Source organism: Acinetobacter sp. LF10, assembly GCF_048585715.1.
Taxonomy (GTDB): Bacteria; Pseudomonadota; Gammaproteobacteria; order Pseudomonadales; family Moraxellaceae; genus Acinetobacter.
Genome location: NZ_CP184160.1, coordinates 1,637,403 through 1,649,507, shown reverse-complemented (window position 1 = coordinate 1,649,507; position 12,105 = coordinate 1,637,403). Strand labels below are relative to the sequence as shown.

Genomic DNA, 12,105 nt, shown 5'->3' with positions numbered 1-12,105 from the left:
ATGATTTCCCCTAATTAATTCGCTGTGTTTGCTGCTTGACTGTTACGATGCTGGATATAGGCTCTCCATCCACCAAAATGACTAATATTCTCTGCATCATCTATGCCATAAGGCTCACAGATAAAACCTTTCACCCAGCGCCCATCTTCTAGTTCGACATTACCCATGCCTAAAGGTGTCGGAATTTCAGCCACAAATTCACCAAATCGAGCAGTTGGGACATCCCAAAGTTCAACAATAATGCTTTGTCCATCTTGCTGACGTGCTAAGCCGGGTTTTGGTGGAACAGTACCGTTCAATGCGTACAGCGCATAATTTTTAGAGGTCGTTGTGGTTTCGATATGTACGGCATCACGTGTGGTGAGTTGGAAATTTAATGGCATACCTGTTAAATGAGCACCGACGACTGCAACACGAATATGATGTTGCGAAATAGGTGTAGCAGAACTTAAAGGTAGCGTTTTATCCAATGCCCCTAATTTCAGTGCAAGGTAGTTTTGCCAAGCTTTACCAAAATGAACTAATGCTGCATCGTGCCAAGCTGGCGCAATTAAAGTGATACCAAATGGTAAATGATCTGCTCTAAATCCTGCTGGCAATGCCAAAGCACTCAGATCGGCTAAATTAGTAAAATTGGTATATGTTCCCAAATGAGCGTTATATTCAATCGGATTTTGTTGAAGCTGCTCAATGGTATAAATTGTGGGTGCGGTTGGAACAATTAAGGCATCAAAGTCAGCCAATTTTTGTTGGATTTTTCGAGCTAAATCTTGTTTTAAATATTCTGCATTGTAAGCATCCACCGCTGAATATTTTTCGCCGTTTTTAATAATTTCTAATACCGTTGGATCAAAATCCTCAGTATTGCTGTTGAGTAAATCGTCAACGGCTGCGGTACGTTCTGCCACCCATGAACCTTGATATAGTTGCGCTGCAAGTTGCTCAAAATCTGAAAAATCAATTTTAGTGATCTCAGCGTTTAATGACTCAAGTAATTGGATTGTTTGCTGGAATACTTTTTCTGATTGCTCATCACCAAAGAAATTTAGCTTTTCTGGAATGGCAAATTTTAATTTGCTAGAGAAATGCGCTGGAACATTCTTTGGATGCTTACGAGAATAGCTGTCCAACGGATCATATGCTTCTAAAACATTTGCAACCAAGTCTGCATCTACAACGGTTAAGGCAAAGATCGAAATACAATCTAGACTTTTACAAGCAGGCAATAAACCACGATTTGAAAACCGCCCTTTGGTTGGTTTCAGACCAACAATATTGTTAAACGCTGCGGGCACACGTCCAGAACCTGCTGTATCTGTACCCAATGCAAATGGGACAAATCCACGAGCAACAACACTTGCAGAACCAGAACTTGAACCACCACTGATATATTCAGGTTTAAAACTGTTTGGTAAAGCACCAAAAGGTGAACGCGTTCCCACTAAACCCGTTGCAAACTGATCAAGGTTGGTTTTACCAATTACAATCGCTCCCGCTTGCTTCAACAAACGTACTGTTTCAGCATCTTGTGCTGCAACAGTAGTTAAAGCTTTACAAGCTGCGGTAGTTACAAACCCTGCAACATCAATATTATCTTTTACTGCAAATGGAACACCGTAGAGTGGAAATTTTTTTTCTAAACTTTCAGCTTCTTTACTTAACTCATCGAGAACTTGAATTTGCTGTTCAATCTGTTCTACCGTCGCAATTGAAATCCATGCATTGTCTTGAGGATTAATTGATGCAACTAAATCTTTTAAAGTATCAAGTTGAATCTCATTTTTTGAATAAGCCGTTTGCCACTCTGAAATTGTCCAACCTAAAGTTTTTACTTCATGCATTTTATGAATCCCATCTTGTATACAAGTTTGAATTTTTAAAATGCAGAATCCATGCCAATTTATTTTATATATTTAAATCAGGTGTTTATATTATTTTATAGATATATTGTTTTTACTAACTTTAATCTTGGTGCTTAAAAGGCTTTGTTTTAATGCAAATGCTCCAAAACTTAGCAAAGAGCATTTTTGTTTATCAAAAGTTGCTCAAATTCAGATTTAATCAATTATTCTTATAGTTTATTGTTTTATTTTTAGATAGTTGGATAACTCCTCAAACTCTGAGGCTAAAGTTTGAGTAGCTTGTTGCTCCATTGCTCTATATTTTTTTAATACCACTTGCCCTAGCTCTGTTACTAATGCACCGCCACCGTGCGTACCACCAGTTTGTGTTTCAACAAGATGTGAATGAAAACATTGATTCATGGTATCTACAAGTTGCCAAGCTCGACGATAACTCATATTCATAGATTTTGCGGCTTGAGAAATTGAGCCTGTACGTTGAATTGCTTCGAGTAATTCAGCTTTACCTGGACCAAAAGCAATTTGCTCCTCAGCTAAGATTCGGACATGTAATTTTAAACGTGGTTTGGACATCAACTTATACTCAAAGATTTGATGATGCACGACACATCATCAAATCGAAACATTCACAATTAAAAATGAATCACTGTACGAATCGACTTACCTTCGTGCATTAGATCAAAAGCATCATTAATTTCTTCAAGCGACATGGTATGCGTCACAAATGGCGCAAGTTGGATTTCACCTTTCATTGCATCTTCAACCATTTTTGGTAATTGTGAACGCCCTTTTACCCCACCAAAAGCAGTTCCCATCCATTTACGACCTGTCACCAATTGGAATGGGCGAGTTGAAATTTCCTGTCCTGCACCAGCAACGCCAATAATCACTGATTGTCCCCAACCACGATGAGCACATTCTAATGCTGAGCGCATGACATTAGTATTTCCAATACATTCAAAAGAATGATCAACCCCCCAACCTGTCATTTCAACAATTACTTGCTGAATCGGTTGCTCATAATCTTTTGGATTTAAAAAGTCAGTTGCACCAAATTGTTTTGCGAGTTCAAATTTATCAGGATTGGTATCGACTACAATAATACGCCCAGCTTTAGCTTGGCGTGCGCCTTGCACAACAGCAAGACCAATTCCGCCCAAACCGAACACAGCAACACTATCGCCTTCCTGAACCTTAGCAGTATTGTGTACTGCACCAATTCCTGTCGTCACACCACAACCTAACAAACATACTTGTTCATGATTTGCTTCTGGATTAATTTTTGCCAAAGATACTTCCGCCACAACCGTATATTCACTGAAAGTTGAACATCCCATATAGTGATAAATTGGTTGACCATTATAAGAGAAACGCGTTGTTCCATCAGGCATCACACCTTTACCTTGGGTTGCACGAACGGCAACACAGAGATTGGTTTTACCTGATTTGCAGAATAAACATTCGTTACACTCTGCTGTGTATAGCGGAATGACGTGATCACCCACTGCAACACTCGTTACGCCTTCACCAACTTGAACGACTACGCCTGCACCTTCATGACCTAATACAGCTGGAAAAACACCTTCAGGATCATCACCTGATAAAGTGAAAGCATCTGTATGACATACACCTGTATGGGTAATTTTGATAAGCACTTCACCTGCTTTTGGCGGTTCAACATCTAGCTCTACAATTTGTAATGGTTGACCAGCGGCAAAAGCAACAGCTGCACGTGATTTCATACCTTCATCCTTATAGTCATGTTTTATGTTTGTGTAACAGTTAACTGATTTTATGCTGATATTCAACATCTTCAAGTAGATGTAGTGCTATCTTTACACAAGTAGACAACATTTCACGATAAAAATGATAAAGAATCTATACCACCTTAAAACGATATCGATTGTTATGGTATTGAGTTTAAGTGCCTGTGCTTTGCCGCCTAATCAAAATCCTAAACGGAGCGATGCTTTGCCAGTGAAAACAAAGTGGATGAATGACCCTCAAGCTGACCTCAATATTAAACAGGGTTTGACTGCCTTTTTAGCGCTTGATGATGCTTTTCTTAGCATTGCTTCTCGTATCCACTTGATTCGAAATGCCAAATATCAAATTGATTTACAATATTATATTTGGAAAGACGATGCGATTGGCAATCTCATATTGCATGAGTTACTGAATGCTGCCGACAGAGGCGTAAAAATTCGATTACTCATTGATGATCAAAATGGCATAAAACTAGATAAAACTTTGAGGGCACTCTCACAACATCCAAACTTTGAAATTAGGATTTTTAATCCCTATAAATTTAGACATTTAAGAGTGATTGATTATCTATTCCGATTGAATAAAATTAATCATCGTATGCACAATAAACTGCTGATCGCCGATGATGCAATTGCCATTACAGGTGGACGCAATATTAGTAGTGAGTATTTTGAAGCCAGTAACTATTTTCAATTTAGTGATATGGATATTTTATTCTATGGCAGCGCAGTTTATCATGCAGAACAAAGCTTTAAAGCGTTTTGGGATAATGATTTAAGTTATTCAACGACACAATTGATCGGTACTGGGCAACCTCAACAGCTTGAGCAACTTAGACAAAAATTTGAACAACTTGATCAGACCAATACTTGGACAGAAAATAAACTTGAATCTGCACAAGACTTTTTAAAAGAACGTCTTCAGCATTATCCTATTCAATGGGCAAAGGCACATTTCGTTGCCGATCATCCCAATAAAATCTTAGGTCAGGCAAAAGATCAAGAACTGATTTCGTATCAAATGCTCAAAATCTTAGGTAAACCTGAACAACATATGGAACTGGTTTCTGCTTATTTTGTTCCAACACAACGTGGAACAGAATATTTAAGCCAACTTTCGAACAATGGGATTAAAGTTCGTGTACTAACCAATAGTTTAGTTGCAAATGATGTTGCTGTCGTTCATTCGTTTTATAGTAAATATCGTAAGCCACTCTTGCAAAATGGAGTTCAACTTTACGAATTTAAACCCAATATTGAACGAACAAAGCGAACATGGTACGAAATTGCAACTGGTAGTGTGATTTCTGTAAAATGTAAAAATCGTTCGAGTTTGCATGCTAAATTTTTTGATGTAGATGGTAAGGTTTTTATTGGTTCATTTAATTTTGACCCAAGATCAGCTTATTTAAACACCGAAGTCGGTTTAGTGGTTGAATCCGATCAGCTACAAAATCAAATTACGGCATTACTTGATCAACACTTACTTCAAGTTGCTTATCAACTTAAACTTGACTCAAATGGCAATATCGTTTGGTATGAACATAAACAAAATGGCGAAATCGTAAAACATTACCATGATCCTGAAAGTACAAATTTTCAAAGATTTAGTACCAAGTTTGTTTCCTATTTTCCAATTGAGTGGATGATGTAAGATACTGATCGATCTATTCTGATTGACTAAATTGACAATTTATTCTCAACTAAAGACTATTTTCTTTAAGTCTATATATGCTAATTATTATATGAATAAACAATAACAAGGATAAAGCGATGATTTCAGAAAAAAACTGGAAAAACATCTAACAAGTCTTCAAAGCAGCACAAAAGGCTTCCCTACATTCCTCGATTGCAACAGTCGATCAATTTGGTCAACCTTCAATTACACCTATCGGCACAGTTTTTTTAAATAAAGATCAAACAGGTTATTTTTTTGATACTTTCACAGAAAAATTAAGTACTAATTTAGGTCAAAACTCAAAAGCATGTATTCAAGCAATCAATAGCAGTAAGTGGTTTTGGTTAAGCTCACTCATTCAAGGCAGTTTCACAGATTATCCTGGTGTACGCTTATATGTAGAGATCGGAGACTTACGCCCAGCAAATAGAGAAGAACGATTCGCTATAGCTCGCCGTATTCAACCATTACAATGGACAAAAGGAAGTCAACTTATCTGGTCTGAATTTACACATGTTCGTGACATCAAAATCAATGAATTCCGCTGGATTAGATATCCAAAAATGATGGAGCATTTAATTTAACTCAAACTCATTTCGAATAAACATAACCCTTCTATTTCCAATGGCATCTTGATCTCTTGAAAAGATGCTTGGCTAAGCGCATCCAAGTGCTCTTGTTTATTCATATAGAGTTGATCATTTTGCATTACATGGGGCGCGCACAAATGATCACAAACTAAATAGATGCCATCAGGATTCAACAAAGTTCTGACGATCTTATGAAAATTAGCTGCATATTGTTTGTGTCGAAGTTCATGCAGTGCTTGATGGATGATAATAAAATCATATTTTCGATCTAAAGCATTTTGCCAATTAGATTCTTTAAAATTTCCAACAAAGTATTTTGTTCGAGATAGTTCTGATACATTCAACTTGTTTTGTGCAAGCTGATGCATGACTTCAGAAAAATCAAACGCCGTATATTCGATATGATCTAACTGCGACAACAAATGTTGAGCTAGAAAACCTGGACCAGAACCTAATTCCAATATGTGACATGGATCAGAATGATAAGTTCTTATTAACTCTACATAATAATCAAAAAAATCTTTTCGCCATGGGCGTTTTACATTTGCCGTCTCTTGCCATTCCAAAGCATCTTCGTAGTTTCTTAAATCAATTGAACTAGATACATCATTCATATAATTCCCCTATTTTTTATATATTTAAACCAACCCAATCGCTTGAAAAAATTGTTGATAAGCATCCGCTTTTTTGTCTAATGCCAACGGATAGGCCCGTGAAGATGACGGCAAGCGATACAAATTCAGTTCACGATTGGCATAATTCACTTGTACTGATTGCCCAATCATGGGTTTGTTTATTTGTTCAGGAAAATGCTGCATCAAAGTATCAGTTGCTTTATCTCCTGTGGTCATAATCGTATGACACATTGGAATTTTCCCAAGCAATTGTGATAAATCAGTTACCGTAACAATTTCTAAAAATTTATCAGAAGCATTGCCTTGCAGTCGTTTCACTTGATAAGCCGTATCAAATATTGCTATTCCAATCTTTGTGAGAAAATCACGAATTTGTTGTTCTTTAAAACGCTTATTTGGTAAATCTAAGAAGTGATCTTTATCTTCGAAAAAAATGAGCCCAAATATACGCCACATATCATTTTGGTAGTTTGGATAGTAAAAATCCATTTTCCATCGGCTCTGAGGTGGTGGAAAACTCCCTAACATCAGTAGTTTGGCATTATGTGGTAAAAATGGTTGTAATGGGTGAGTTTCTATTTCTATATCAGTCATTTATATACAGAACCAATTTTAAAATTGAGTACAAATTTTTCATTATTTTATAGAATTTTCAAGTTTGTTGCTTAGCTCTTTTTATGCTCAAAAAAATAATCTTCACAAAATTTCCGCAAAATATTCTCAATATTTTTTTCTTTGATTTCGTTCTGATTTTACTGAATTAACATTAACAGATTGAGCAATGCAGCAATAAAAAACCACTCTTTAAAGCGGTTTTCTACATTGATGTATCACTCTAAATATTGAAAACATCTGATTTTTCACATTTGCTATACCATTTGGATTGTTATTCATAAGTAGATAAACAGCAATATGATTTGACTTAAGTGTATATTGTAAACCGTAAAATTTAGGGAAATTTCCCATAAAGTTTTTAAGACAGGAATCATTATGATCACATTACATCACTTAGACCAATCACGTTCTTTCCGCATTTTGTGGTTACTAGAAGAAATCAAACAACCGTATCAATTGCAACACTATTACCGTGACAAAAAAACGCATTTGGCACCTGAGTCATTAAAAAATATTCACCCTCTAGGGAAATCTCCCGTGATTGAATGGCAAGGTAAAGTCATTGCAGAATCAGGGGCTATCGTAGAGTTACTAATTCAAAGACTTGCACCACATCTAGCACCAGATACAGATGCAGCTAGTTATGCAGATTACCTACAATGGATTCACTTCGCAGAAAGCTCAGCAATGGTGCCATTTTTATTAAAAACGTTTAATCAAATAGAAACTAAACACGGCACAAAATTAGCATTTCTAGAAAACTATACTCAAATCGAGTTTGATAAAGTTTTTGGATATTTAAATGATTATTTAAAAGATAAATTATTTTTAGTAGACGATCGTTTAACTGGCGCAGACTTTATGATGGGGTTTGCACTTCACGGGTTAATTCATCATATGAAACAAGGTGAAAGATATCCCCATATCAAAAGCTATGTCGAACATTTGAGTTCTCTACCAAGTTGGAAAGCCGCCGTAAAAATTGAACAAAATGGTGTAGTTATCTAAAAACGATAAAATGTATTAGCTCAAACCTGATCTGACAGTTATCGATATTTGCTTAAGACTGTCAGGTTAAATTTGAGCTAAATTCTTTCAGCCCAACTACGTTTTCCATCAAGTAATGTTGCAAATGGTGTTCTGCCATTGCACACCTTGCCCTGATGGATTAGTTCAGTATTATAGAATTTCAGCCAACCGCCTAGATCAAGCTGTAACTCTTCTAATGAACTATAAAGTTTCTTTCGAAAAGTAATCTGATAAAACTCCTGAAAGATCGTCTTATGGAAGCACTCGCATATTCCATTTGTTTGTGGTGAGGCTGCTTTCGTTTTAGTGTGATCAATATCATTCAGCGCTAAATAAAGCTCATAATCATGATGTTCAACTTTACCGCAATATTCTGTACCTCTGTCAGTCAGAATACGAAGCACTGGCAATTCTTGGGACTCATAGAATGGCAACACTCGGTCATTCAATAAATCTGCGGCTGTAATAGGCGTATTGGTTGTGTACAGCTTACAATGACCACTTTGCTATAGGTATATAAAAGTTTGCTGATAAATACGACCAACGCCTTTTAGATTTCCGACATACAAAGTATCTTGCGCTCCAAGGTATCCTAGATGATGCGTTACAATTTCACCACAAGCAAAATCATCTTCATGTTTACGTTATAATGCAGAAATCTGCTGATCATTCAACTGAATACCTTCTTGAGCAACTTTCATTTCAAGTGCCTTTAATCGCTTTTTGAAATTCTCAAGATTGTGTCTAAGCCAGATAGAGCGTACACCGCTGCCAGATACAAAGATGCCAATCTGACGTAGCTCATTACTGGTCCTATGCTGACCATAAGCTGGATATTAGATTGCAAAATCAACAACAGTTTGTTCAGTTTGCTCATCCACTCGGTTTTTTAAATTTGGAGTTCTGCGACTTTGATTGATGAGTGCATCCATATTGCCAGTGCTGGCTAGTTCTTGATAGCGATAGAAGGTATCCCCATGACTTTACAAGCTTTGGATACGCTCTGGAGTTCTTATGCTAAATTCAGCAGAGCGACTTTGTGTTTGATAATTTGATTGTTTCAATAGTCACCAAAATTCTAGACACACATTACATTTTTGAAGGCATTAAAAACGCTCACATTGCTGTGAGCGTTATGCTTCATCTCGTCTTTCCGAGTGTCAGTCGTTAGCCTCGTTAGGTGATGGAAAAACCTACCTAACTTCATAAAAAAACTACTTAACTTGTACTCAAAAAACAATATTTTTATTTCGTATTTTTTTGATAAATATCACTTTTATTTCACAAGATATCTGTATTGAGTAGTAAATACTAATATTCTATATTTACTAAAGTATTATCAGGTTTTTCCTAAAAACCTCAGTATCTTCATAACCTTTGGTTGTTTCTAAAGATTCACTTTCATCAATTGCTGGAACTGCCTTAGACATCAACAAACCTCTTGATCTGTTTGGAGAATTAAAGGCATAGTACAACTCTTGGCATTTTTGGATTATCTCTTCATAGCTAATATCTTCATTCTCAGCCCTAATTGTTTCTTGATATACAGAAATGAAATCATTTATCGATACTTTGCTCATATCAACTATAGATCTATAGAGAACAAACGTACCAATCTTCTCGCATTTAGTTTTTATTAAAGATTGGCTCACTACACGAGACCAGCCAACGAAATCTAATCGAATAATCGAAACACCTTCCAAAATTACAAAATTTCTTTGAATTTTATGTTCTGCTTGACCAGATGAGCCGAACAAGGTTTTTACGTATCCCGATAGGATGGTAGTTACAACTTCTGTTTTATTTTCATGAACAAATCGCTTAATTGAGTCTTTGACGACATTACGAATAGATTTTTCATCTTCAGCCTTATAAGCCTTGGAGTGATAAATAAATGATTGTATGCAATGTACAGGAAACGATTTATCACCTCCAATACCGGCCGACATTAAATCAATTTTTATCTTTTCTGCATAATATTCAGCCTTTGCATCTGCGAGAGCAATCAAAGTATCTAAATGTGCATTACACTCCTCCTTTAAATCCCCTGCGATATCTTGTCGGATTAATGCTTTAGTTAAATATGTCACTTTAATAGTCCTCAGTATTTTTTATTAAGACTTATATAAAATTAAAAAATAAGCAATATATTTCAAATATTTATTTAGAATTATCAAAATCTACTTAGGCTATTTACATTTCACTAAAATATTTTATGTCGCTTTATGAATATTGATTGTCTTTTTCTGCTATGCAAACAACAAAATAATAAATCACGATGAACTTTTAAAACCATTCAATGGAAATTTTCAGCTTCTTCATCTATCTCACTTTTAGTACGACTCCATTTTTCAAAAAAGTCTTTAAAAATGGTCATTGTTCAAACTCACAGATAGATTTTAAATCGCTGAAATATAGGAGTTTTCCCAAATGATTAAAGACGATTATGACTTTGACTATCTCATTATTGGTTTAGGATTTGAAGGAAGTGTCTCAGCACATCGACTTTCAGAAAAAGGATATTCCGTCGCAGTGATGGAAATGGGAAAACGTTGGGAAGCGAAAGATTTTCCCAAAACCAATTGGAATACCCCAAAATGGATCTGGCGCCCTGCTGTAAATTTCTTTGGATTTTTTAATTTACGTATTTTTAGGCATGTTGCAATTATCTGTGGCAATGCTGTCGGCGGTGGTTCTATCACCTATGCCAATACATTATTAGTTCCTCCTGATAGTGTATGGAGTGAAGGTACTTGGGGGAAAATTCCGCACTTAAAAGAAAATATGCCTCAATATTTTGCTGAGGCAGAAAGAATGTTGGGGGTAACGGACAATAAAATATTTGGGCCTGCTGATCATATGCTCAAGAAAATGGGAGATGCTGTCGGTGTTGGGCATACCTTTAAGCCAACACGAGTTGCAACCTTCTTCCCTCCTCAAGGTGAACAAGGCGGTAAAACCTATCCCGATCCTTATTTCGATGGAAAAGGTCCAGACCGCTCAACCTGCACCGCTTGTGGCGGCTGTATGACGGGCTGTAAACATAATGCTAAAAATACCCTAGATAAAAACTATTTGTACTTTGCTGAAAAACAAGGCGCGAAAGTTTTTGCTGAAACGAAGGTCATTGATATTCGCCCTCTAAACAATAAAGTTGATGGAAGTGATGGTTATGCTGTAACCACAATTCATTCAACTCAATGGGGACATCGAAATAAGCGTATTTGGCAGGTTAAAAACGTCATTTTTTCAGCTTCATCGCTTGGAACACAAGAATTGTTGCTACGTCTCAAAGATAATAAAACTTTACCCAACATTTCCAAGCAATTAGGTACGCAAGTACGTACCAATGCTGAATCCATTTTAGGCGTTCGTTTCTTCGAGAAAGAGATTGATATGAGTCAAGGTGTAGCGATTGGTTCAAGCATTTATCTTGATCATAATACTCATATCGAAGCAACTCGCTATCAACGAGGTTCGGATGGGATGGGTTTGCTTACAACTCACCTCATCGGTGGAAAACCAGGTTTGTCACGCATTTTGTTATGGTTATGGGCATTGATCTGCCATCCGCTAATCTTCTTGAAAATGAATAATCCTTTTGGCTTTGCAAAGCAGACGCTTATCTTTTTAGTCATGCAAACGGTTGATGCATCAATTCAAATGAAATTAAAAAGGAATTGGTGGTGGCCTTTTAGCAAAACATTGTCTTCACACGGTCAGCCCTTACCAGTTTATATCCCACAGGCAAATGCCTTTACTGAAAAAGTTGCCAAAATGTTTAATGGGCATCCTATGACAACCAAAACTGAAATACTCTTTAATATTCCCTTTACTGCACATTGCATGGGTGGCTGTGCAATGGCAACTTCGGCTGAAGAAGGTGTGATCGATGCACAAAATCGCGTATTTAATTAGGTGGTGTTTCAA

Annotated in this window: 8 protein-coding genes and 3 pseudogenes; 4 read left to right on the top strand and 7 right to left on the bottom strand. The window is 36.5% G+C overall.

Annotation, left to right across the window (positions count from 1 at the left end; all coding sequences use genetic code 11):
- Positions 1–14: 14 nt before the first annotated feature.
- From atzF to ACN19N_RS07995, 3 genes are all read right to left on the bottom strand, one after another.
- Complete coding sequence (gene atzF, locus ACN19N_RS08005; RefSeq protein WP_420001058.1) at positions 15–1,841, bottom strand: allophanate hydrolase; 1,827 nt, start codon at positions 1,839–1,841, stop codon at positions 15–17.
- 237 nt (positions 1,842–2,078) lie between these two features.
- Positions 2,079–2,435, bottom strand: a complete 357-nt coding sequence (locus ACN19N_RS08000) for a winged helix-turn-helix domain-containing protein (protein WP_269228031.1) — start codon at positions 2,433–2,435, stop codon at positions 2,079–2,081.
- 59 nt (positions 2,436–2,494) lie between these two features.
- Entirely contained in the window at positions 2,495–3,604 is a 1,110-nt protein-coding gene (locus ACN19N_RS07995) for an S-(hydroxymethyl)glutathione dehydrogenase/class III alcohol dehydrogenase (RefSeq protein ID WP_420001057.1), read from the bottom strand.
- A gap of 166 nt (positions 3,605–3,770) precedes the next feature.
- Here ACN19N_RS07995 and ACN19N_RS07990 point away from each other — a divergent pair, with 166 nt between their 5' ends.
- Both ACN19N_RS07990 and ACN19N_RS07985 read left to right on the top strand, forming a co-directional pair.
- Positions 3,771–5,282: a phospholipase D family protein gene (locus ACN19N_RS07990; RefSeq protein ID WP_420001056.1), complete on the top strand. Its 1,512-nt coding sequence runs from the start codon at positions 3,771–3,773 to the stop codon at positions 5,280–5,282.
- Positions 5,283–5,401: 119 nt separating this feature from the next.
- Positions 5,402–5,890, top strand: a pseudogene (locus ACN19N_RS07985) (pyridoxamine 5'-phosphate oxidase family protein).
- On the opposite strand, the gene ACN19N_RS07980 reads toward ACN19N_RS07985, so the two are convergent.
- On the bottom strand, positions 5,887–6,510 hold the full coding sequence (locus ACN19N_RS07980; protein ID WP_269228034.1) for a class I SAM-dependent methyltransferase: 624 nt from the start codon (positions 6,508–6,510) through the stop codon (positions 5,887–5,889). The pseudogene ACN19N_RS07985 and the gene ACN19N_RS07980 sit on opposite strands and share 4 nt — an antisense overlap.
- Positions 6,511–6,534: 24 nt before the next feature.
- Positions 6,535–7,125, bottom strand: coding sequence for a uracil-DNA glycosylase family protein (locus ACN19N_RS07975; protein ID WP_269228035.1), 591 nt, complete (start codon positions 7,123–7,125; stop codon positions 6,535–6,537).
- Positions 7,126–7,521: 396 nt separating this feature from the next.
- Between ACN19N_RS07975 and ACN19N_RS07970 the strand changes: the two genes are divergently transcribed.
- A complete protein-coding gene (locus tag ACN19N_RS07970) occupies positions 7,522–8,154 on the top strand; it encodes a glutathione S-transferase family protein (RefSeq protein WP_293746358.1) in 633 nt (210 codons plus the stop codon).
- A 66-nt stretch (positions 8,155–8,220) separates the two neighbouring features.
- On the opposite strand, the pseudogene ACN19N_RS07965 reads toward ACN19N_RS07970, so the two are convergent.
- Together ACN19N_RS07965 and ACN19N_RS07960 are read right to left on the bottom strand one after the other, a co-directional pair.
- Positions 8,221–9,226 (bottom strand): annotated as a pseudogene (locus ACN19N_RS07965) (helix-turn-helix domain-containing protein).
- Positions 9,227–9,503: 277 nt separating this feature from the next.
- Positions 9,504–10,265 carry a hypothetical protein gene (locus ACN19N_RS07960; RefSeq protein WP_420001055.1) on the bottom strand — a complete coding sequence of 254 codons (762 nt, stop codon included), beginning with the start codon at positions 10,263–10,265 and terminating at the stop codon, positions 9,504–9,506.
- A 340-nt stretch (positions 10,266–10,605) separates the two neighbouring features.
- On the opposite strand from ACN19N_RS07960, the pseudogene ACN19N_RS07955 reads away from it, so the two are divergent.
- Positions 10,606–12,090, top strand: a pseudogene (locus ACN19N_RS07955) (GMC family oxidoreductase N-terminal domain-containing protein); the annotation flags it as partial.
- Between the last annotated feature and the right edge of the window lie 15 nt (positions 12,091–12,105).